At 72.1% G+C, this 21508-nt stretch carries 17 protein-coding genes and 2 pseudogenes; 9 read left to right on the forward strand and 10 right to left on the reverse strand.

Going from position 1 to position 21508, the window contains the following annotated elements:
* Positions 1–174: 174 nt before the first annotated feature.
* The 6 genes and pseudogenes from ABZ464_RS30230 to ABZ464_RS30255 form a co-directional block, all read left to right on the forward strand.
* A pseudogene (locus ABZ464_RS30230) lies at positions 175–282 on the forward strand (MBL fold metallo-hydrolase); the annotation flags it as partial.
* A 33-nt stretch (positions 283–315) separates the two neighbouring features.
* A pseudogene (locus ABZ464_RS30235) lies at positions 316–627 on the forward strand (nuclear transport factor 2 family protein); the annotation flags it as partial.
* Between the two features lie 1048 nt (positions 628–1675).
* On the forward strand, positions 1676–3727 hold the full coding sequence (locus tag ABZ464_RS30240) for a SpoIIE family protein phosphatase (RefSeq protein ID WP_359281825.1): 2052 nt from the start codon (positions 1676–1678) through the stop codon (positions 3725–3727).
* 166 nt (positions 3728–3893) lie between these two features.
* Positions 3894–4142, forward strand: a complete 249-nt coding sequence (locus ABZ464_RS30245; RefSeq protein ID WP_359281828.1) for a hypothetical protein — start codon at positions 3894–3896, stop codon at positions 4140–4142.
* Between the two features lie 275 nt (positions 4143–4417).
* Complete coding sequence (locus ABZ464_RS30250; protein WP_359281830.1) at positions 4418–4807, forward strand: hypothetical protein; 390 nt, start codon at positions 4418–4420, stop codon at positions 4805–4807.
* 103 nt (positions 4808–4910) lie between these two features.
* Positions 4911–5147 (forward strand): hypothetical protein, encoded by a 237-nt coding sequence (locus ABZ464_RS30255; protein ID WP_359281832.1) that lies wholly within the window; start codon positions 4911–4913, stop codon positions 5145–5147.
* A gap of 166 nt (positions 5148–5313) precedes the next feature.
* Here the strand turns inward: ABZ464_RS30255 and ABZ464_RS30260 are convergent, their stop codons facing one another.
* The 5 genes from ABZ464_RS30260 to xylB form a co-directional block, all read right to left on the reverse strand.
* Positions 5314–6837, reverse strand: coding sequence for an aldehyde dehydrogenase family protein (locus ABZ464_RS30260; RefSeq protein ID WP_359281833.1), 1524 nt, complete (start codon positions 6835–6837; stop codon positions 5314–5316).
* A gap of 56 nt (positions 6838–6893) precedes the next feature.
* Positions 6894–8216, reverse strand: a complete 1323-nt coding sequence (locus ABZ464_RS30265) for a GAF domain-containing protein (RefSeq protein ID WP_359281835.1) — start codon at positions 8214–8216, stop codon at positions 6894–6896.
* A gap of 84 nt (positions 8217–8300) precedes the next feature.
* The gene (locus tag ABZ464_RS30270; RefSeq protein ID WP_359281838.1) at positions 8301–8900 is read right to left on the reverse strand and encodes an N-acetylmuramoyl-L-alanine amidase; all 600 of its coding nucleotides are present in this window, start codon (positions 8898–8900) and stop codon (positions 8301–8303) included.
* Positions 8901–9061: 161 nt separating this feature from the next.
* Positions 9062–10273 carry an ROK family transcriptional regulator gene (locus tag ABZ464_RS30275; protein ID WP_359281839.1) on the reverse strand — a complete coding sequence of 404 codons (1212 nt, stop codon included), beginning with the start codon at positions 10271–10273 and terminating at the stop codon, positions 9062–9064.
* Positions 10274–10367: 94 nt separating this feature from the next.
* A complete protein-coding gene (xylB, locus tag ABZ464_RS30280; RefSeq protein WP_359281842.1) occupies positions 10368–11813 on the reverse strand; it encodes a xylulokinase in 1446 nt (481 codons plus the stop codon).
* Between the two features lie 140 nt (positions 11814–11953).
* Between xylB and xylA the strand changes: the two genes are divergently transcribed.
* Positions 11954–13120 (forward strand): xylose isomerase, encoded by a 1167-nt coding sequence (gene xylA, locus ABZ464_RS30285; protein WP_359281844.1) that lies wholly within the window; start codon positions 11954–11956, stop codon positions 13118–13120.
* A 120-nt stretch (positions 13121–13240) separates the two neighbouring features.
* Positions 13241–13624, forward strand: a complete 384-nt coding sequence (locus ABZ464_RS30290; RefSeq protein ID WP_359281847.1) for a hypothetical protein — start codon at positions 13241–13243, stop codon at positions 13622–13624.
* Positions 13625–13673: 49 nt separating this feature from the next.
* On the opposite strand, the gene ABZ464_RS30295 is transcribed toward ABZ464_RS30290, so the two are convergent.
* From ABZ464_RS30295 to ABZ464_RS30305, 3 genes are all read right to left on the reverse strand, one after another.
* The gene (locus ABZ464_RS30295; protein ID WP_359281849.1) at positions 13674–15017 is read right to left on the reverse strand and encodes an esterase-like activity of phytase family protein; all 1344 of its coding nucleotides are present in this window, start codon (positions 15015–15017) and stop codon (positions 13674–13676) included.
* A gap of 112 nt (positions 15018–15129) precedes the next feature.
* On the reverse strand, positions 15130–16584 hold the full coding sequence (locus ABZ464_RS30300) for an SWF or SNF family helicase (RefSeq protein WP_359281851.1): 1455 nt from the start codon (positions 16582–16584) through the stop codon (positions 15130–15132).
* Positions 16581–19523, reverse strand: coding sequence for a DEAD/DEAH box helicase (locus ABZ464_RS30305; RefSeq protein ID WP_359281854.1), 2943 nt, complete (start codon positions 19521–19523; stop codon positions 16581–16583). The genes ABZ464_RS30300 and ABZ464_RS30305 overlap by 4 nt, the downstream gene beginning before the upstream one ends.
* A gap of 239 nt (positions 19524–19762) precedes the next feature.
* Here ABZ464_RS30305 and ABZ464_RS30310 point away from each other — a divergent pair, with 239 nt between their 5' ends.
* On the forward strand, positions 19763–19945 hold the full coding sequence (locus ABZ464_RS30310; RefSeq protein ID WP_358996930.1) for a hypothetical protein: 183 nt from the start codon (positions 19763–19765) through the stop codon (positions 19943–19945).
* Between the two features lie 133 nt (positions 19946–20078).
* Here ABZ464_RS30310 and ABZ464_RS30315 read toward each other — a convergent pair whose 3' ends face one another.
* Positions 20079–20996: a hypothetical protein gene (locus ABZ464_RS30315; protein WP_359281856.1), complete on the reverse strand. Its 918-nt coding sequence runs from the start codon at positions 20994–20996 to the stop codon at positions 20079–20081.
* 135 nt (positions 20997–21131) lie between these two features.
* Positions 21132–21467 (reverse strand): hypothetical protein, encoded by a 336-nt coding sequence (locus tag ABZ464_RS30320; RefSeq protein WP_359281858.1) that lies wholly within the window; start codon positions 21465–21467, stop codon positions 21132–21134.
* Between the last annotated feature and the right edge of the window lie 41 nt (positions 21468–21508).

Raw genomic sequence — 21508 nt, forward strand, 5'->3', positions numbered from 1 at the left:
ATGGCCGCGATCATCGAACCGGCGGAACGGCGCGAGAGGGTGTGGCGTCCACGGGAAGGGGTGGGGCGGGAGGGTGAGCGCCCGGCCGTGGCGGTCACGCCTCGGGCAGCAGCTGGCACCCCGGAACTCTCGGGTGCGCAGGCTCGGAGCGTCCCCGCTGAGGCGTGATCAATGGACGGCGCCGCGCTCGCCGAGGCGCTCATCGCCCGCTACCCGGACAACGGCATGCTGATCGCCGCCCAGATCGGTGCGAAGGTCGCCAAGGGCGTGAAGTGGGGCTGACCATGGGCGACTTCGCCACCTTCGAACGCCGCCCTCGCCCCCGACGTGGAGTGGACCGAGATGGCCGGCTTCCCCCTCGCCGGCACCTACCGCACCCCCGACGGCGTCACCTCCCACGTCATGGAGAAGCTCGGCCAGGACTGGGACGGCTGGACCGCCCACGACGACACCTACGTCGTCGACGGCGAGAACGTCGTCGTCCTCGCCCGCTACACGTCCGTCACCAAGGCCACCGGCAAGCGGATCGCCGTCCGCGTGGCCCACCACTTCGTCGTACGCGGAGGACTCATCGTCCGCTTCGAACAGTTCGTCGACACCGCGCTCGTCCGCGACGCCATGACGTGATGGCCGTCTGATGACCGTCTCGTTGGGCTCCTCACCCGTCGCAGGAGCCCTCCGGGTCCGTCGTCGACAGCAAGGCGCTCGTCATCACCTCCCACGAGCGGGCGCTCGACAACCGTCAGCCGGAGCAGGCCGCCGCTGCACGATCCTGGCGAAGGCTTCACCCCGATAGAACACCGCTGCCCAGGAAGGTCCCAGGCGTTCGTCGGCCCTGTCCGCTGGCTGTGCGGGCAGTTCCCCGATCTCCATCTGGACATCAAGCGTGCGATCGCCGAGGGACCCGGCTGTCACCTCGTCATGACACTGGAGCGGGCGAGGGTGCGCCCGCACCGTGGTTTCGGCCTGGACCGGCTGGTGTCGCGCATCGAACTCGAGCGGATCACAGCCGAGGTGGCGGTCGTCCCGATCGCGCTCGTCATCGCCTCCCATCCGAATCCGGAGCGCTATGGTCGTTCCTCGCTGCGCTCGGTCATGCGGGGCACCACACCGGTCACCCCGAGCATCGCCGAGGCGATGACCCGGCGGACGGAGCCAGGTGACCAGGGTTGCGGTAATGACGGTATCGAGGAACACGTAGCCCCGATTGTCGTGGCGGGCTGCCGCGGTCCGCGAGTTCTTCCGCTCATCGACCGCGCGTTCGACGGTGTGGCGTTTCTTGCAGCGGTCCTTGTCGAAGCCTGGCGGTCGCCAACCGGGCGTCCCCTTGCGAAAGCGGGGTGTGCACGTGGGTGCGAGGCTGTCGGCGTTTGCTCACCTGATCGGTTGCGGCGGTCGCCGTCCGTCCCCAGGAGGCCGGTGCGACCCAATGAGGTAGGCGAGCGAGTAATAGTATGTATATAGATATTGTGACTTTGTCCATTTAGTGGGGATATCACCTGAGGCTGTGCGGCTGGGCCACCAGTGGACTTCTGAGTGAGAGGGGGGCGAGGTGGCGATTGAGGGTGCCGGCCCCGAGAACCGCGCAGAGGAGCAGCCTCAGCCGGTGCCGCCCAGCTGCCCGATGGGCTCGGACGAAGGCGCGTGGCGTGAGGGAGCTCCGGGCGAGGAGGCCATGGAGACGCTGAGCCTGGTACTTCAGCAGGCGACGACGTGCCTGGGCGGCCTGGGAGCCCTGGTGCACCGCTGGGTTCCCGCTACCGGGGGGCTGCGCCTGGTGCGGGTGAGCGGGCTCGTCCCGGCACATGCCGAAGAATGGGCGCATCTGCATCCCGGGCAGGACGTGGCGCCGGTGCGGGCCGTGGAGCGTGGCACCTTCGTCTGGGCGGGCGGGGACAGCCTGAACATCGGGGCGGCCGGCACCGTGGCGGTGCCGCTCCTCGGGGCCGGCGGGCCGGTCGGGGTGCTGTCCGTGCTCACGGCAGTGGCTGATGAGCCCAGCGAGGTCCAACGGTCCTTTCTGTCGGCGGTGGCGGGGTGGACTGCTGAACGTCTGGGCGGTGAGTCCGGTAGGCCACCTGGCTCAAGTCCTGCCGGGGCTGACCGCTCCGTCCGGATGGGCGAGCTCACCGCCGCGCTGGCAGAGGCCGTCACCTCGGGGGACGTGGCGCACGCTTTCGCGAAGCACGTCCTGGCTCCGTTCGGAGCTGACGGGCTGATGTTCACCATGCTGGAGGGCGGGCGGGCCCATGTGGTCGCCTGCATCGGCTACCCACGGGATTTCCTCGAAACGGTCAGTGACACTCCGGCTTCCGCCAGTGGCCCGGTCCTCGATGTAGTGCACACCCGCGTTCCCCGGTTCGTCGAATCGAGTACGGAGTTCCTGCGCCGTTATCCGACGATGAGGCGTTTGCGGGAACGAGGGCCGAAGGAGGCGTGGGCGTTCCTGCCCCTGATGGCGTCCGGACGTGTCCTGGGTATGTGCACGGTGTCGTTCAGCCGTCCGCGTTCCTTCGCCGACGGGGAGCGGGCTTTGCTGACGGCTCTCGGCGGTCTGGTCGGCCAGGCACTGGAGCGGGCCAGGCTGTACGACGTCGAACACGCCCGTGCCCAAGAACTCCAGCGCGGTCTGCTGCCCAGGGCGCTGCCTCGCCTTCCTGCAGCCGGCGCCGCGGCCCGCTACCTGCCCGCGGGAAGGGGCGAGGACGTCGGCGGTGACTGGTATGACCTGATTCCGTTGTCCGCCGACCGGGTTGCCCTGGTGATCGGTGATGTCATGGGACATGGCATCACCGAAGCGGCCACCATGGGGCGTCTGCGTACCGCCGTACGCACCCTCGCCGACCTCGACATGTCTCCTGACGAGCTTTTCAGTCATCTCAACGACCTCGTCAGCGACTTCGGCGAGGACTCCTACGCCACCTGCCTGTATGCCGTCTTCGACCCAGTCGCACGTAGCTGCACTTTTTGCCTGGCCGGTCACCCCCCGCCCATCGTGGTCCGCCCCGACGGTACCGTCCACTTCCCCGACGTGAGCCCGGACCCGCCCCTGGGCGCCGCTGAACCGCCGTTCGACACTCACCAGCTGGACCTGTCCGACGAGAACCTTCTCGTCCTGTGCACCGACGGCCTCGTCGAATCGGCCACCCGGGATATTGATCAGGGATTGGCTCAACTTCGGCAGGTCGTGTCCGAGGCTGCGGCCCACACCGCGTACTTCGACCCTGCGGACCGGGACGGTGACAGTCGTCGCCTGGAAGATCTGTGCGACACGGTGGCTTCGGCTCTGTTGCCCGAACGTGGGCAGACGGACGACGACGCCGGCCTCCTCATCGTCCATACCCGGTGCACCGCTGCCCGTGATCTCGCCTCCAGCGATCTCTCAGAGGATCCCCGGGCAGCCGGACAGGCCCGCCAGTTTGTTCGCGAACAGCTCAGCGCCTGGGGCTTGGAGGATCTTGCACCCATTACGGAGCTGCTGGTGAGCGAGCTGGTCGGCAACGTCGTTCGGCACGCCAGCGGCCCAATTCGCCTCCGCCTGCTGCGTAGCCACTCCCTGATCTGCGAAGTTTACGACGGCAGCCTCACGAGCCCTCGCATACGCCGTGCCACCCACACCGACGAAGGCGGCCGCGGTTTGCAACTCGTCGCAGTCCTGTCCCGACGCTGGGGCACGCGGTATCTCGACGACGGCAAATGCATCTGGACAGAGCAGGACATCCCGTAGCGTGTGATCCGTCCGAGGGGCCTGCGCACCCCCCCGCACCCGAGACCGACCGGCCCGCCGACATGGTCGAGCGGCATGGCCGTGACCGCGCCGAACCAGCCGTGGATCGCTGACACCACCTACGGGACCAGTCGTTCGACGCCCGTGCCCCGGAGAACGTCTCGCCGTGGGTCGTCTCGCTGGCATCGCCGGCGGCTGCCGAGGTGAGCGGCCAGGTGTTCCGGGCCTGGGGGGGGCGACGGTCAAGGTCTTCGACGGCTACCGGCCAGTCGCCGAGATCGACGCGGGCAACCGTAAATGGACGATCGAAGAGCTCACGGCGGCGGCACCCGCGCTGTTCCGCGACCGGGACCCGGGCGTACCGGAGACACCGGGCCTCGGACCCATCCCGTTCCCGACGCTTGAGCAAGCGTGAGCCGGCCGCCCTCGGTCGCCGCCCCGCCGCCGCCGCGACCGGAATCCACCGCAAAGCGCCTGACAGGTGACGAGCGCTGATGCCGAACACGTCGGAGAAGGTCCATGGTGAGGTCGCTCCCCGCCATTCCCGCGTCGCCGACGCCTTCGCACGCAACCTCGCGGACAACAGCGATGTCGGCGCCGCTTTCTGGGCCTCTACGAACACGACGAGAGCTCGACGGTACCGTCGCTGCTGCCAAGACCACAAAGCGCAAGAGAGCTGTCGTCAATGAGGTGTTCGCCGATGCGGTGGAGCGGGGCTACTTCACCCACAACCCGGTGAGCGGTCTGCGCTGGACGGCGCCTGAGGTGGACGACACAGTTGACCCCGACTGCGTGCCCAACCCCGTCCAGGTGGTACGCCTACTTGAAGCGGTACGCCGGCTGCCCGGGCGTGGTCCTCACCTGTACGCCTTCTTCGGTTGCATGTACTACGCCGGCATGCGCCCGGCAGAGGTGATCCACCTCAAGAAGGCCCAGTGCCGCCTGCCTTCAAGCGGTTGGGGGCTGCTCAACCTCAAGGGCGGCATCGTCACCGCGGGCAAGGAATGGACGGACGACGGGGCAGTCCACGAGACGCACTCCCTGAAGCGCCGAGCGGCCAAGGCCACGCGCCCGGTTTGACGTCGCCGTCGACGGCAGGATCTTCCAGAACGCAGCCGGCAACTACATCGACAACGCGGCTTACGGCGTCACCTGGGGACGCGCCAGGGAAGCCGCACTCGCCTTGGACGAGCACGCGCTGAACCTCGCCCAGCGGCCCTACGACCTGCGCCACGCCGGCATCTCCTTCTGGCCGGCCTCCGGTGTGGACCCCGCCGAGTGCGCTCGCAGAGCAGGTCAGAGCATCCAGGTCCTCTTCCGCTGCTACGCGAAGTTCCTGGCCGGGACCCGAGACCACGCCAACCAGTTGATCGAGGGGTCGATGAATCGTTGGGACAGTTCCCCGTCTCCTGGCGAGTAGGGATGACCGGAATCTGGTCCGGAAATATTCCGGATCAGGTGGGCAACACTGGGATGCCGGTGGGATGAATCGGGCGCAAGGCACCTTTTCGCTTTGCTGCCTGAACGGCGACCGACAAGGGCGCCTGGCGGGAGATTTCCCAGCTCAGGCGCCCTTTTCCATGTCTCTAGAAGAAGCCCAGCTTCTTCGGCGAGTACGACACGAGGAGATTCTTCGTCTGCTGGTAGTGCTCCAGCATCATCTTGTGTGTCTCCCGGCCGATCCCCGACTGCTTGTACCCGCCGAAGGCGGCATGCGCCGGGTACGCGTGGTAGCAGTTGGTCCAGACGCGGCCCGCCTGGATCGCCCGGCCCGCGCGGTACGCCGTGTTGATGTCCCGGGTCCATACGCCGGCCCCGAGGCCGTACAGCGTGTCGTTGGCGATCTTGATGGCGTCGTCGAAGTCGTCGAAGGAGGCCACCGAGACGACCGGTCCGAAGATCTCCTCCTGGAAGACGCGCATCCGGTTGTCCCCCTCGAAGATCGTCGGCTGGACGTAGTAGCCGCCCTTCAACTCACCGTCGTACTCGGCGCGTTCGCCACCGGTGAGCACCTTGGCGCCCTCCTGCCGGCCGATGTCGATGTACGAGAGGATCTTCGACAGCTGCTCGCTGGACGCCTGCGCGCCGATCATCGTGTCGGTGTCGAGCGGGTTGCCGGGCTTGATCAGCTCGGTGCGGGCGACGGCCGCCTGGAGGAAGTCGCCGTAGTTGCCGCGCTGGATCAGACCGCGGGACGGACAGGTGCACACCTCGCCCTGGTTCAGCGCGAACATGGTGAACCCTTCGAGGGCCTTGTCGCGCAGGTCGTCGTCCTTGTCCCACACGTCGTCGAAGAAGATGTTCGGCGACTTGCCGCCCAGCTCCAGCGTGACGGGCTTCAGATTCTCCGCGGCGTACTGCATGATCAGCCGGCCCGTCGACGTCTCGCCGGTGAACGCCACCTTCGCCACCCGCGGGCTGGACGCGAGCGGCTTGCCCGCCTCCGGGCCGAAGCCGTTGACGATGTTCACCACGCCCGGCGGCAGCAGATCCGCGACCAGGCTCATCCAGTAGTGCAGGGAGACCGGGGTCTGTTCGGCCGGCTTGATGACCACCGCGTTGCCGGCCGCGAGCGCCGGCGCCAGCTTCCACGTGGCCATCAGGATCGGGAAGTTCCACGGGATGATCTGCGCGACGACCCCGAGCGGCTCGTGGAAGTGGTACGCCACGGTGTCGTCGTCGACCTCGCTGAGCGAACCCTCCTGGGCGCGCACCGCCCCCGCGAAGTAGCGGAAGTGGTCGATGGCCAGCGGGATGTCCGCCGCCAGCGTCTCGCGGACCGGCTTGCCGTTCTCCCAGCTCTCCGCGACCGCCAGCGGCTCCAGATAGGCCTCCATACGGTCGGCGATCTTCAGCAGGATGTCCGACCGCTCGGTCGCCGACGTACGCCCCCACCCCGGCGCGGCCGCGTGTGCCGCGTCGAGCGCCCGCTCCACGTCCTCCGCCGTGCCACGGGCCACCTCGGTGAAGGGCTGCCCGTTGACGGGAGACGGGTTCTCGAAGTACTGCCCGCGGGCCGGCGGCACGTACTCGCCGCCGATGAAGTGGTCGTAGCGCGCCTGGTAGGAGACGATCGCGCCCTCGGTGCCGGGCGCCGCGTAACGGGTCATGCCGGTGTGCCTCCCTCAGCAGGGCCGCCCGCCGTTGGGCGGCTCTGCGCGGGAGGCTAGGGACCCGGACGTTGCAGCAACGTTGCGGTGATCCCCACGGTTGGCTGCCCCGGGTGGGTCCAGCCTTCCGGCGCCCGCAGTTCCTCTTCCAGCGTCGCCAGCCGCGCCCGTATCGCCGCCGTCGGTCGGGCCGCCGCCAGCGCCCGCCAGACGTCGAGATCGTCCTCGCCCCACGGCGCGTGCGCCCAGTCCGCCAGGAGGTCGGGGTCCTGACCGGCGATCAGCGCGGCGCGCAGACCGTCGGCGAGGCGCTGCCGCAGCCGTACGACCGCCGGAGCCTGCGAAGCGGGCAGCAGCGGCCCGGAGTACGCCGCCGCGGCGGCCGTCAACGCACCCGACGTCAGCCGCCGTTCGACGATCGCGACGTCCGACTCCAGGGGAACCGTGAGCCGATAGGGGCGCGAGACCAGCAGCCCGGGGCCGAGCACCCCGCGCAGCCGGGCGAGTTCCGCCCGCAGGGTCACCGGCGTCACCGACTCGTCCTCGTACAGCGCGCACAGCAACTCGTCGCCGGTCAGGCCCTCCGGATGACGGGCCAGCAGCACCAGGATCTCACTGTGCCGACGGCTGAGCCGGACACTCCGTCCGCCGGTGACCAGCCGAGCCTCGTCCCGGCCGAGCGCGGTCAGCTCCGGTATGTCGGGCTGCGGCGACTCGGGGGCGAGCAGTGCGAGCTGGGACTCCGCGGCCCGCGCGACCGCCTGGACGAAGCCCAGGCTGTGCGGATGGGCCAGACCGTTCCCACCGGTGATGTCCACCGCCCCCAGCACCCGCCCGGTCCGCGGGTCGTGCACCGGAGCGGCCGCGCAGGTCCACGGCTGCACCCGCCGGATGAAGTGCTCGGCGGCGAACACCTGCACGGGCCGGTCCAGGGCGACCGCCGTGCCCGGCGCGTTCGTCCCGACGGCACTCTCCGCCCACCGCGCCCCCGGCACGAAGTTCATCAGCCCGGCCTGCTTGCGCGTCGCCGCATGGCCCTCGACCCACAGCAGCCTGCCGTGCGCGTCGCACACCGCCAGCAGGTGTTCGCCGTCGGCGGCGAACGTACCCATGAGCTCCCGGAACAGCGGCATCACCCGCGCCAGCGGATGCTCGGACCGGTAGCTGCCGAGATCGCCGTCGGTCAGCTCCACGCTCGCGGTGCCGTCGGGACCGACCCCGGCCCGCGCCGAACGCCGCCACGAGTCGGCCACGACCGCCCGCACCGGCCTCGGGACGGTCCCCGCCTCGGTGAACGTCTGGTACGCCCGGCGCAGGATCCGTGCCCGCTCGGCAGGGTCGGCCCCCGGTTCCAGGGCCACCCATGGATCGCTCGACAACTCGCCCTCCCGGTGGACGACACGGCTGGGGACATCGTCACTCCGGGTGTGCTCAGCGACAACCGTTTGGACGTGGTTCGCCCTTCACAGACCGTTGACGAGTCTCATGTAACGCCCCCAGTCCCAGTTCGGACCGGGATCGGTGTGGTCGGTGCCCGGAACCTCGTAGTGGCCGACGATGTGCGCACGGTCCCGGGGGATGTCGTACCGCTCGCAGACCGACGCGGTGAGTCGGGCGGACCGCTCGTAGAGCGCGTCGGTGAAATAGGCGGGCCGGTCCACCCATCCCTCGTGCTCGACGCCGACGCTGCGGGTGTTGACGTCCCAGTTCCCCGCGTGCCAGGCGATGTCGGACTCCCGTACGCACTGCGCCACATGACCGTCCGCCGAGCGCACGACGTAGTGCGCGGACACTCTCTTCTTCGGGTTCTGGAAGACGCTCAGGGTCTTGGTGAAGTCGGTCTGGGTGACATGGATGACGACCCGGTCGACCGGATGGGACGTGGGGCGGTCGGCCGCCGTGTAGTTGGCCGAGGTCGCGGGCTGCCATTCGGCGGGCCGGTAGTCGACGGCCTGTGTCTGCGCGCCGGCCGGTGGGTCCGGAAGCAGGGCGTACGGGACGGCCGCGAGCAGGGCGCCCCGCAGCAGCCGCCGTCTGGTGGGAAGGGGTGCGTGCGTGGTCATGGCTGGGCTCTCCGTTCCGCGGAGCCGACGGCCGGGCTCCGCGTGGATCACACTACGGCGGCCGACGGGCGGTCCGTGGGACGCCGGGCAGTTCGGTGGACGGGAGCCCGGTTGTGGACAACTCGCTCACCCGAACGGGGAGTTCCGGTCATGCGTGTGGGTCAGGAACCGTCCGCGGCCACTGCCGCAGGATCGTCCAGCACGGCCCGGACCACGGAGTGCGCGGCCCCCAGCAACGGCCCCTCGGGGCCCAGGCGAGAGACGGACACGGGGCGGGCGGGGCCCGCCGTGCGCCGGGCGAGCTCGGATTCCAGCGACGGCAGCAGCCAGGGGGCGAGCCCGGCCAGGGCGCCGCCGAGCACGACGCTCTCGGGGTCCAGCAGATTGAGCGCACCGGTCAGGGCGATGCCGAGCGCCTTGCCCGCCTCGTGCAGGGCGCGCCGTACCTCGGGGTCGCCGTCCGCGGCCCGCCCGGCGAGGAGGCCGACCCGGTCGCCGCCCGGCTCGAGCCCGGCCGCGCGCAGCACCGCCTCCTCGCCGGCGTACTGCTCCAGACACCCCCGACCGCCGCAGCCGCACCGCGGCCCGTCGGGGTGGACCGGCACATGGCCCAGCTCGCCCGCGAAGCCGCGGGTACCGCGCAGCAGGCTGCCGTCCACGACCACCGCGGCGCCGATGCCGATCTCCGCCGACACATGGAGGAAGTTCTGCGGGGTGTGCTCGCCGAGCCAGAGTTCGGCCAGCCCGCCGAAGTTGGCCTCGTTGTCCACCGTCAGCGGCCAGTCGCCGGGCAGCAGGGCGCCGAGGTCGGTGTCGTGCCAGCCGAGGTTCGGGGCGCGGACGACCGTGCGGCCGTCGCGCGCGATCAGGCCGGGGACGGCCACGGCGAGCCCGGCCGGCGACAGACCCTCGCCCTCCGCCTCCGCGACGGCCCGGCGCAGGAGTGCGGTGAGCTCCTCGACCACCGGCTCGGGGGAGCGGTCCCGGTTCGTGCCGTGCCGCACGGCGCGCGCGCGTACCTCGCCGCGCAGATCGACGACGCACACCGCGAGATGATCGACGCCGACCTCGGCGCCCAGCCCGGCCGGGCCCCGCCCGCTGACCGCCAGCGCAGACCCGGGCCGGCCCACACGTCCGGGCCGCTCCGGGCCGAGCTCCTCCAGCAGTCCGGTGCGTATCAGCTCGTCGACGAGGGTCGACACCGCCGCACGGGTCAGGCCGATGCGTGAGGCGACCGCCGCCCGGGACAGCGGGCCCTCGGCGCTGACGGTGTGCATCACCCGCGCCAGGTTGCGGCGGCGCATGCCCTGCTGGGTGTCGGGCAGCGCACGCCCCGGGCCGGTGGCGCGGGCCTCGTGCAGCGGTGCGGTCATGCCTCCGTCGATTCGTTGATTCGTTGATTCGTCGATCAGTCGATACGCCGATGCCCCGATCCCTCGAAACACGGGCGCGTGGATACGTCCTGGATCAGCCGGTGTGCGTGCTCCGCTCCAGCAGCGGGGCCGCGTCGGAGAGTACCCCGGCGATCCTGGCGAGCGTCGCGTCGTCCCGCTCCACGGCGTCGAGGACCGGGCCGCGCGCGGTGTTCCAGCGGCGGGCGACCGCGGCCGGGTCCTCGCCGGTCAGCAGTCCGGCCGCCTGCGCCGCCGCGCCCAGCGCGACGAGCTCCTTGGCCTCGGGGATCTGCACCGGCCGCCCCGACAGCCGCCGTACGGTCTGCTGCCAGGCCGTGCCCCGCGCGCCGCCGCCGATCAGCAGCAGCGGGGCCGACGGGTCCGCGTCCTCGTCGAGGACCAGGTCGAGCGCGCCGAGCAGCGAGTGCACGGCACCGTCGTAGGCGGCCTGCAGCAGCTGCCCGGCGGTCGTGTCGTGGCGCAGGCCGTGCAGCAGACCCGAGGCGTTCGGCAGGTTCGGGGTGCGCTCGCCGTCCAGGTAGGGCAGGAGCGTGAGGTCCGTGGTGGGCTCCACGGCCTCCCGGTCCAGGCCCAGCAGGGCCGCGAGGCGGTCCACGGCGAGCGTGCAGTTCAGGGTGCAGGCCAGCGGCAGCCAGTCGCCGTGGGCGTCCGCGAAGCCCGCCACGGTGCCGGTCGGGTCGGCCGGCCGGTGCTTCGACACCGCGTACACCGTGCCGGACGTGCCGAGGCTGAGCACCGGAGTGCCCGGACGCAGCCCGAGGCCCAGCGCGGCCGCCGCGTTGTCGCCGGTGCCCGCGGCGACCAGGGTGCCCTTGGCGAACGGCAGGTCGTGGCTGTCGCGCACGGTGCCCGCGATCTCGCCGGGCCGCACCACGCGGGGCAGCAGGGCCGGATCGAGACCCACGCGCGCGAGGATCTCCTCGTCGTAGCCCTCCGTCGCCGAGGCCCACCAGCCGGTGCCGGAGGCGTCACCGCGGTCGGTCGTGCCCTCGCCGGTGAGGCGCTCGGTGAGGTAGTCGTGGGGGAGCCGTACCGCCTTCGTCGCGCGCAGCGCCTCCGGTTCGTTCTCGGCGAGCCAGGCCCACTTCGTCACCGTGAAGGACGCGGCCGGGACGGATCCGGTGCGCTCCGCCCAGAACTTCGCCCCGCCCAGCTCCTCCGTCAGCCTGCGCGCCTGCGGGGCCGAGCGCACGTCGTTCCACAGCAGCGCGGGCCGCACCGGCTCGCCGTGCTCGTCCAGCGTCACCAGGCCGTGCTGCTGCCCGCCGATCGACACCGCGGCGGCCTCGCGCGCCGCGTCACCGCACTGGCGCAGCGCCTCGCGCAGCGCGTCCCACCACTGACGCGGATCGCTCTCGCGGCCGGCCCCGGCGGACACCGTGTGCGGCGCCTGGCCGCTCGCGACGACCTCGCCGGTACCCGCGTCGACGACCAGCGCCTTCGTGGACTGGGTGGACGAGTCCACACCGACGACGAGCGGACCCTCGGCTGCTGACATCGGGCTCTCCCTCAAGTTTTTCCGCGGCTCTGCGGGATCTGTCTTCCCAGAGATGCGTCCGCATACTAATTTGTAAACGGCCATGACGAAATAGTTCGCCACCGACCGCACGACCATCTGCACAGCAAGGAGCCGCGGCAATGAGCTACCAGCCCACCCCCGACGACAGGTTCACCTTCGGCCTGTGGACCGTCGGCTGGCAGGGAAGGGACCCGTTCGGCGACGCCACGCGGCGTGCCCTCGACCCGGTCGAGACGGTGACGCGCCTGGCCGAGCTGGGCGCCTACGGCGTGACCTTCCACGACGACGACCTGATCCCGTTCGGGTCCTCCGAGAGCAAGCGCGAGGAGCACATCAAGCGCTTCCGCCAGGCCCTGGACACCACCGGCATGACCGTGCCGATGGCCACCACCAACCTCTTCACGCACCCCGTCTTCAAGGACGGCGCGTTCACCGCGAACGACCGCGACGTGCGCCGCTACGCCCTGCGCAAGACGATCCGCAACATCGACCTGGCCGTCGAGCTCGGCGCGAAGATCTATGTCGCCTGGGGCGGCCGTGAGGGCGCGGAGTCCGGTGCCGCCAAGGACGTGCGCGTCGCCCTCGACCGCATGAAGGAGGCCTTCGACCTCCTCGGCGAGTACGTCACCTCCCAGGGCTACGACCTGCGCTTCGCCATCGAGCCCAAGCCGAACGAGCCGCGCGGCGACATCCTGCTGCCCACCGTCGGCCACGCGCTCGCGTTCATCGACCGTCTGGAGCGCCCGGAGCTGTACGGCGTCAACCCGGAGGTCGGCCACGAGCAGATGGCGGGGCTGAACTTCCCGCACGGCATCGCGCAGGCGCTGTGGGCGGACAAGCTCTTCCACATCGACCTCAACGGCCAGTCCGGCATCAAGTACGACCAGGACCTGCGCTTCGGCGCCGGCGATCTGCGCTCCGCGTTCTGGCTGGTCGACCTGCTGGAGAGCGCCGGCTACGCGGGCCCGAAGCACTTCGACTTCAAGCCGCCGCGCACCGAGGACCTCGACGGCGTGTGGGCCTCGGCCGCGGGCTGCATGCGCAACTACCTGATCCTCAAGGAGCGCGCCGCCGCGTTCCGCGCCGACCCGGAGGTCCAGGAGGCCCTGCGCGCCTCCCGCCTCGACGAGCTGGCCCAGGCGACCGCCGCCGACGGTCTGCAGAGCCTGCTCGCCGACCGCACCGCGTTCGAGGACTTCGACGCCGACGCGGCGGCCGCCCGCGGCATGGCCTTCGAGCGGCTCGACCAGCTCGCGATGGACCACCTGCTGGGCGCCCGCGGCTGACGCACCCCTGGACCGGACCTCCGCACGGAATACGCCGGAATCATGCCCGCCACGGCATGAGCCGGTATCAACTTCCGTGCGGAGGTCGTTCCCCGTCCCGTTCGTGGGGACGCTGGACGTATGGCCACGCCACCCGTACCGCCCCACCCGCCCGGACCGCCGGGCGACACACCGCCGCACGGCGGCTTCGGACCGCCTGCCCCGGGCTATGGCACCGGCGGCCCCCGACGGCGCCGGAACCCGCTCTTCGCGGTGCTCACGCTGCTCGTCCTCGCCGCCGCCGTGCTCGCCGTCGTCGTCATGGCCTCGTCCGGCGACGACTCACCCGACGACAAGCCGACCGGCGGGAACAGCACCACGCCCGCTCCCTCGATCAGCCTCCCGGTCGAACTGCCCAGCGAGTTGCCGAGCGAACTGCCGTCCCAGCTCCCGAGCACCCTGCCGACCGAGCTGCCGAGCGACCTGGACTCACTGCTGCCGTCCCTCACGGCGCTGTTGCCCTAGCGTCCCCGCGCGCGTGGAGGCATACGAGGCTCCACGCGCGCGTACCGCGTCAGATGCCCCGCGGCAGCCGCACGTAGGTCACGGTCGTCTCGATGCCGCTGTCCACCAGCCGGCCCTGTGTGTCGAAGGCGCCCGCGCCGTCCGTCATCCCGAAGTCGTTGTCGTTGATCAGGGCGAGCGTGTCGTGGTCCACGCGCGCGACGCCCTCGATCTTCCCGGGCACCCCTTCGACCGTGCCCAGGTCGACCACCAGCCGCTTGGCGAGCACCGGGACACCCGAGGCCGCCGGGTCGTCCAGCTGCTCCAGCGACGGCGACGTCGTGTCGTCGTCCCAGCGGCCGCCCAGGATGTTCGCGCCGCGCGTCAGGCGCACCACCTGCAACCGCGCCGCCTTGTCCGTCCGCTCCTCGACCAGCAGCCGGTCGCCGCCCACCGCGACCACCGAGGAGATCTTGAGCTCGGAGGTGTCGTCCTCACTCGGGTCGACCACGCTCACCGGGTCGAAGCGGTACGCGTACTCGGCGGTGACCGCGTTCTTCTTGGGCGAGAAGCGCAGCAGCCGGGTCGTGCGCGAAGCCTCCCCGGCGTCCGTGTCGGGCAGCGACAGAGGGCTCTGCACGGCCAGCACGAGGTCCCCGCCGGGCAGCTGGGCGAGGCCCTCGAAGCCACGGTTGATCTTCCGGTGCAGCAGCACCGAGGGCAGCGCCTCCACCACCGGGTAGTCCGCGCCCGCGAGGTTCAGCCCTTCGGGCACATAGCGGGTCAGCACCTTCCCGCGCGCGGAGACGTGCACCAGGGAAGGGCCGTACTCGTCGGCGAGCCAGAAACTCCCGTCCGCCGCCCGCACGATGCCCTCGGTGTCCAGACCGTTCGGGTTGTACGACAGGGGCGTGCGGGCGTCGTAGGAGTACGGCGCCTCGTCGCGGCCCTCCTGGTTCGACAGACCGGTGACGGGCTTCCCGGAGGACGTGGTGATCGGGAGGGCGTCCAGCACCTTCACCGTGTCGCCGGTCACCCGGATCCGCACGATCGCGGGATCGAAGCCGGGGACCGGGAACGTACGGCGCTTCTTCCCGTCGATCTTGATCTGGCCGTTGGGCCCGCGGTCCGTGATCGTCCAGAACTCGCCCTTGCGGCCCGTCGGACAGATGTCGCTGCCGATGCCGCCGAGGTCCACGCCCCGGTCGTCGTCCACGGTGCCCGGCAGCAGTCCGTTGCTGAACGTCCCGAGCGGGATGTCGCCGAGCGTGGCGGTCCGCGTCACGTGCGGCTGCCCGGACGCGCTGCTCGCGGTCGCCGGGCCGGCCAGGACGAGAGCGGCCAGCACGGCGAGCGGCACGCCCGCAGCGGCGGAACGGTGGACGCGGCGCCGGCCGGTGGAGTGCGGGGACATCGAGCCTCCTGAAGTGCAAGTTCGGTGACAGCGGCCAGAGTTGGCGCGCCCGCCGAACGGGACACGACGTTCCGGTGAACGCGGGGCGTCGGCCGCCCGGCGGGCCGACGCCTCACCCCCTCCGAGCTCGGGAAAGCGCTTCCCCGCCCTCCCCGCCCTCCGTGTCCTCCCCGCCTTCCCCGCCGTCCGCGGCCGACCGCGTCGCGGCCAGGGCCGTCGCCGGGTCCCGCGCCGCGATCCCGGCCGGTGTCCAGCGGCCGCCCTCCTTGCGATAGGGCCACCAGCGACCGTCCCGCCCCAGACGCAACTGGCCGGACTCCCCGGCGGCCGTCCACCGGTTGCCCCGCGCCCGCAGCACCGGCCGCTCGTCCTCCTCCCAGGCCGACTCCAGCGCGGCACGCGCGCGTGCGAGCGCCTCGCCCTCCACGGCCCACTCCTCCTCCAGCACCGACAGGGCCGCCGCGCCTCCGTACCCCCAGGCCCGCACGGCCCTCGCCAACTGCTCCCGGCCACGCCCCGATCCGGCCCCGAGCCGCTCGGCCACCGCCTCGCTGCCCGCCTCGTCGGCCTCCCCGGCGGCCAGCCGCACCGCGTCCTGAGCGACCGCCAACTGCTCCCGACCACGCCCCGATCCGGCACCGAGCCGCTCGGCCACCGCCTCGCTCCCCGCCTCGTCGGCCTCCCCGGCGGCCAGCCGCACCGCGTCCTGAGCGACCGTCAACGGCTCCGCCGAGGCCGGTGAACCCGCTCCCTCGCGCAGGGCCTCCACGAGGCGCAGACGAGCGTCGGCAGCCGTCCGGGCGGCCAGGATCCGCAGAGCCGCCGGATCCACCCCGGGCGGCGACGGGACGTCCGTGTCCAGCGACGGCGGAACGCCCGGCTCCGAAGGCGCCTCGGGCAGGGCGGGCAACGACGGCAGGACATCCCCCGCCGCAAACGCGTCGGCAGCGTCCACCCCCTCCGGCCGCGCGGGTTCCGGCACGGGCGGAGCGGCCGCGCCACGGGCCTGCAGATCGTCCAGCACGGTCTGCTCGGCGCGTCCCCTGATCAGCAGCAGGACGAACGGATCCTGGTCGAGCAGCCGCGCCACCTGGTAGCAGAGCGCCGCGGTGTGACCGCAATGGTCCCAGGCGCCGCAGTCGCACCTGGCCTCCAGCTCGCCGAGCCCCGGCAGCAGAGCGACGCCGGCCGTCTCCGCGTCCTCCACCAGATGCGGCGGCATCTCGCGGTCGAGGAGCGCGGCAACATGTCCCGACCGCTCCGCCGCCAGATCCAGAAAGCGGTCCCACTCCGTGTCCGAGAGCTCATCGAGCAGCACATCGGCCCGATGCGCCGTACGGCCGCGATCCTGAACGACGGCCGTGATGCGCCCCGGTCGCACCGACACCGCTCCCACGGCACCCGCCCGCGCCAGCCTGCGTCCCGTCCGCACCTCCTTCGAGTCCAGTGCGCCGTCCTCCAGCGCGGCCAGCCACGCCCGGCCCCACCAGCTCCCCGCGAAGCTCTTCCCGTGTGCGGGAGGCAACGCCGCGAACGTACGCTCCTGGTCGTCTTCGTGTGCCTTCATCGCGTGCCCCCGCGCAGCTCGACCAGTTCCGCCAGTTCGGTGTCCGTCAGTTCCGTGAACGCCGCTTCGCCGGACCCCAGGACGGCGTCGGCCAGGCCCTGCTTGCGGCGGAGCATGTCCGCGATGCGGTCCTCGATCGTGCCCTCGGCGATCAGCCGGTGGACCTGCACGGGCCGGGTCTGCCCGATGCGGTACGCCCGGTCGGTCGCCTGCGCCTCCACGGCCGGGTTCCACCAGCGGTCGTAGTGCACGACGTGCTCCGCGCGCGTGAGATTGAGGCCGGTGCCGGCTGCCTTCAAGGACAGCAGGAACACGGGAACCTCCCCGCCCTGGAACCGCCGCACCATCGCCTCCCGCTCGGCCACGGGCGTCCCGCCGTGCAGGAACTGCGTCGGCACGCCGCGTGCCGCCAGATGCCGCTCCAGCAGCCGCGCCATGCGCACGTACTGCGTGAACACCAGGACGCCCGCCCCCTCGGCGAGGATCGTGTCCAGGAGCTCGTCCAGCAGTTCCAGCTTCCCGGAGCGCCCCGCGGTCCCCGGACGCTCCTCCTTGAGGTACTGCGCCGGATGGTTGCAGATCTGTTTGAGGCCGGTCAGGAGCTTCACGATCAACCCGCGCCGCGCCATGTCGTCGGCCTCGGCGAGCGCGGCCAGCGTCTCGCGCACCACCGCCTCGTACAGGCCCGTCTGCTCCGGGCTGAGCGGCACCGGGCGGTCGGTCTCGGTCTTGGGCGGCAGCTCCGGCGCGATCCCCGGGTCCGACTTGCGCCGTCGCAGCAGGAAGGGCGCCACGATACGGGCCAGCCGCTCCGCCGCGGCCGGATCCCCGCCGCCCTCCACCTCGCGCGCGTACCGCCTGCGGAAGGTGCCCAGCCGGCCCAGCAGACCCGGTGTCGTCCAGTCCAGGATCGCCCACAGCTCCGACAGGTTGTTCTCCACCGGTGTGCCCGTCAGCGCCACACGCGCGCGCGTGCCGATGGTGCGCAGTGCCCGCGCGGTCGCCGAGTACGGGTTCTTCACGTGCTGCGCCTCGTCCGCCACGACCAGGCCCCAGGGCACCTGACCGAGCCGGTCCGGGTCCAGCCGCAGGGTGCCGTAGGTGGTCAGCACGAACTCCCCGTCCGCCAGGGCGTCCAGCTCGCGTCGCGGCCCGTGGAAGCGGCGCACCGGCGTGCCGGGAGCGAACCGCTCGATCTCCCGCTGCCAGTTGCCCATCAGGGATGTCGGGCAGACCACCAGGGTCGGACCGGCCGCCGAGGCGTCCGTCTGGCGGTGCAGATGAAGGCTGATCAGCGTGATGGTCTTGCCCAGCCCCATGTCGTCGGCCAGGCAGCAGCCGAGCCCGAGCGAGGTGTTCCGCGCCAGCCAGTCCAGGCCGCGCCGCTGATAGTCGCGCAGCGTGGCGTCGAGCGCGGCGGGCTGCTCCATCGGCTCCTGCACCCCGGGGGCCGTCAGGCGCTCCCGCAGGCCCGCCAGCCAGCCCGTGGACCGTACCTCGACCAACCGGCCGTCCACCTCCGCGGAGCCCGCGAGCGCGGCGCCCAGCGCCTCGACGGGCGACACCTTGCCGTCCTGGTGCGCGCGGGCACGACGCGCTTCCTGCGGGTCGATCAGAACCCACCGGTCACGCAGACGGACGAGGGGCCGGTCGGCCTCGGCGAGACGGTCCAGCTCCTCACGCGTGAGCTGCTGGTCGCCCAAGGCGAACCACCAGGTGAACGACAGCAGGGCGTCCGCCGACAGGAATGACGGGGTGTCCGCGCCGAAACCGTTCCCCTCCGCGCCGTCCTCCGGCGGCCCGACCACCGCGCGGGCGGTCAGGGGGGCGGCCAGTTCCCTCGGCCAGTGCACCTCGACCCCCGCCGCCGCCAGCGCCCGCGACCCCTCCCCGAGCAGTTCCGCGACCTCCTCCTCGGCGAGGCCGACGGCGTCCGGGACGGCGGCCGACAGCAGTGGCGTGAGCGCGGGCCAGGTCCGGGCCGCGCGGCGCAGGGCTAGCAGCGTGTCCCTAGGCGCGCGTGGACCGAACCGACCGCTTACGGCCCCGGCTTCGCCCCAGATCTCGGCGGCGTCCACGACGAGCGCGGGATCGCTCACGCTGTGCACCTGCGGCACGGCCCGGAACCGTGCCGCAGACCCGTCGGGCGTCGGCTCCGACCCCGCGGGCTCGATCCCGGACACCTCGATCCGCAGCGAGAGCCGGACCCCCGCGTCATGACCCGCGGCGACCTCGTCGGCCCAGGCGCGCAGCTCCGGCGCCCGCCGTGGCTCGGCGGCCGCGTAGGCCGGGCCGCCCGTCACGAGGGGCGCGGCGGGGGAGCGGGGCAGCGTGTCGGCGACCGCGTCCAGGAAGGCCCGCAGCAGCCGCTCCGGATCCGGCAGCCGAAGGGGCGCGGCGGGGTCGAGGGGCACGGCGGGGTCGAGGGGCACGGAGGCGTCGAGGGGCACGGAGGCGTCGACGTGCAGGGAGGTTTCGAGGGGCATGGAGCCGTCCACGGGCATGGCGGTTCCCATGGGCACGGCATGCGCCTCGGGCGGCATCGAGGCGGCCAGCCGGCGGACGGCCTCGACGTCGTCCGGGCCGAGCGGGCCGATCCGCCACGCGTCGTGGTCGTCCGGGGACAGGCCGGGCAGCAGCAGTCCCCGTGCCAGGAACCGCAGCGCCAGCAGCGACGCCGCGCCCCAGAACGCAGCAGCCCGGTGCCCCTCCTGAGCGACACGCGCGCGTGCGAGCACCGGCAGGGCCTCCCGCACCGGCAGCAGGACGGCATGCACACGGGCGAGCGTCACTCCGGCGCCGGCGGGCCGGACGACCGGCAGGTCCTCGACGGTCGCCGAGGCCGGGGAGGCGAGGGAATTGAGGCGGGGGAGACGGTCCCCGGCGGGTCGCCAGAAGGCGACGGCACCCTCGCGGGCCGGGACGGCGGGTACGAACACAGCGTGCCACCCGGCCGGTTCGGAGATCTCGGACACCGTTTCCGCGGGAACCCTCTGCGCAGTGATGAGCGTGCTCCTCAAATTTGACCAGTCGAGTCGGGGCCGCCGAGGGTACCGCATTCTCAGGGCTGCCTCGGGGTGGAGCTCAGGGACGTTTCAGGGTCGGGTCAGGAACCGCGCGCGGCGCGGACCCGTTTTCATGACAGAGAGCGGCAGGGGCCGCGAAGGAGGCGACGGACATGTCGAGGAACGCGAAGATCGCCGCAGGAGGTGTGGCGGTCGGGATTCTGCTGTTGATCTGGCTGCCCTGGTGGGCGGCTCTGCTGATCGTGCTGGGGGTTCCGGCGGCGGCCTACCTCACGCTGGATCCCGCACAGCGGCGCAGGCTGCGCCGCGTCACCCGCAAGGAGCTCGGCCGCTGAGGCAGGGCGCTGGGAGAGCCGGCGGGCGAGCCGAGGAGCAACGAGCGAGAGGACCGCGGTGGGCGTCCGTCCCTGAGGGACGGGCAGGGGGTGAAGGCACCGGGCAGCACCTCACCGCGGCCCTCGTGCCGCCTCAGAACGGGCGCACCGCCATCTTGTCCAGCGCCTCCAGGAGTCCCGGCAGTTGCGGTCCCCGGCCGACCGGGAGCACCTCGCCGGGCCGCGTGTCCAGCAGGAGGAACGCGATGTCGTCGGTCCTGGCCACCAGCGACCAGCCGGGGCCGTCGGCGCGCAGCGTGCGCGCATCGCCCGGCGCGAACGACGACCGTACGCGACCCAGCGGCGGCGGCGTTTCCACATAGGCGCGGGCCGCGGCCAGCACCCGCCGGATGTCACTGCGGCCCTGCGGCGAGTCCTGCGCGGACTCGGTCCCGTGCGCGGAGACGGCGCCGCCGTCTCCGCCGGGGCGGTCGTCGTTCTCCGCCCCGCCCTCGCCGTCCGCCCCGCCGGTGCCCTCGGCGGGTCCCGCCCCATCAGGCTCCGTGATGAAGGCGGCGTCGTCCAGCTGGTCCCGCCACAGGGTCCACTGGACCGCGATCTCGTCGGCTCCCAGACGCCGCTGGGCCGGACCCCACACGGACGTGTCCGGCGGGGTCAGCGCGGGGCCGTCCGTGATCTCCGGGGCCGGATCGTGCGGTGCGGGCACACCGGGCGCCGCGACGGCGACGGCCAGGGGCCACCCCGGCAGTGCCGCGACCACTGTCCGCTCGTCGGGCGACAGCTCGTGCTCCATGCCGCAGTCCCACGACGCGATGGCGACGGCCACCAGCGACACGTCGTCGATGACGACCGTCCACCGCGCGCCGTGACCGTCCTGGCCCAGCACCAGGCCGTACCCGTCGACCAGCGGCGCGAGACCGAGCGCCGCACAGGCCTCCGGGTAGTCGTCCCCGAGCACCGCCGGGAACTTCGCCGGCGTCAGCAGCGCCGCCGTGAGCACATAGAGCGCTTCGTCCGCGGCGGCGACGGTGTCCTCGTCCGTCCCGGCCATCCCAGCCTCCCCATCCGTTGGTCCAACGGCGCGCACCCTAGTGCGGCGGGAAGGCGCTTGTCACGACTACCCGAGCTACCCGGAGCTGCCGTTTTCCGACCTCACGGGGCGAATCGACCGCCCTTCACCGACCTGTCACACGGTCGGCAGCCCCAGGAGCGCCCGCGCCACGGTCCCGGGCGACTCGTGTCGCTCCCGAGCGAGGGCGACGACGGCACGGCAGGCGAGTTCGTTGACCCCGAAGGACAGCGCCTCCGGCGACACCCAGCCCGCCGCCTCGTCGAGCCGGTCCTGATCGTCCTCCGCGCGGGCCGAGACGTACACGGCGGCCGCCTCGAACAGATTGTGCGGGCGTTTCGCAGCGGCGGAGCCCTTCTCGGTGGCGGGCCGCGACCCGCCGGGGCCGGCGGGCGACGGTATGCGCCGCGGGCCGAAGAGCCTCACACCGGCCTTGCGGATCCTGTCGAACATGATGATGACCTTCCCCGATACGGTGGTGCTCGTTGAACTGA

Source organism: Streptomyces sp. NPDC005820, from assembly GCF_040630255.1.
In the GTDB taxonomy this organism is placed as follows: Bacteria; Actinomycetota; Actinomycetes; order Streptomycetales; family Streptomycetaceae; genus Streptomyces.

What these genes read in the sequence shown, in the direction of transcription:
- ABZ464_RS30240 (WP_359281825.1), top strand. Translation starts at nt 1,676, where the DNA reads ATGGAGACGCTGAGCCTGGTACTTCAGCAGGCGACGACGTGCCTGGGC.
- ABZ464_RS30260 (WP_359281833.1), bottom strand. Translation starts at nt 6,837, where the DNA reads ATGACCCGTTACGCGGCGCCCGGCACCGAGGGCGCGATCGTCTCCTAC.
- ABZ464_RS30270 (WP_359281838.1), bottom strand. Translation starts at nt 8,900, where the DNA reads ATGACCACGCACGCACCCCTTCCCACCAGACGGCGGCTGCTGCGGGGC.
- ABZ464_RS30275 (WP_359281839.1), bottom strand. Translation starts at nt 10,273, where the DNA reads ATGACCGCACCGCTGCACGAGGCCCGCGCCACCGGCCCGGGGCGTGCG.
- xylB (WP_359281842.1), bottom strand. Translation starts at nt 11,813, where the DNA reads ATGTCAGCAGCCGAGGGTCCGCTCGTCGTCGGTGTGGACTCGTCCACC.
- xylA (WP_359281844.1), top strand. Translation starts at nt 11,954, where the DNA reads ATGAGCTACCAGCCCACCCCCGACGACAGGTTCACCTTCGGCCTGTGG.
- ABZ464_RS30290 (WP_359281847.1), top strand. Translation starts at nt 13,241, where the DNA reads ATGGCCACGCCACCCGTACCGCCCCACCCGCCCGGACCGCCGGGCGAC.
- ABZ464_RS30295 (WP_359281849.1), bottom strand. Translation starts at nt 15,017, where the DNA reads ATGTCCCCGCACTCCACCGGCCGGCGCCGCGTCCACCGTTCCGCCGCT.
- ABZ464_RS30300 (WP_359281851.1), bottom strand. Translation starts at nt 16,584, where the DNA reads ATGAAGGCACACGAAGACGACCAGGAGCGTACGTTCGCGGCGTTGCCT.
- ABZ464_RS30310 (WP_358996930.1), top strand. Translation starts at nt 19,763, where the DNA reads ATGTCGAGGAACGCGAAGATCGCCGCAGGAGGTGTGGCGGTCGGGATT.
- ABZ464_RS30315 (WP_359281856.1), bottom strand. Translation starts at nt 20,996, where the DNA reads ATGGCCGGGACGGACGAGGACACCGTCGCCGCCGCGGACGAAGCGCTC.
- ABZ464_RS30320 (WP_359281858.1), bottom strand. Translation starts at nt 21,467, where the DNA reads ATGTTCGACAGGATCCGCAAGGCCGGTGTGAGGCTCTTCGGCCCGCGG.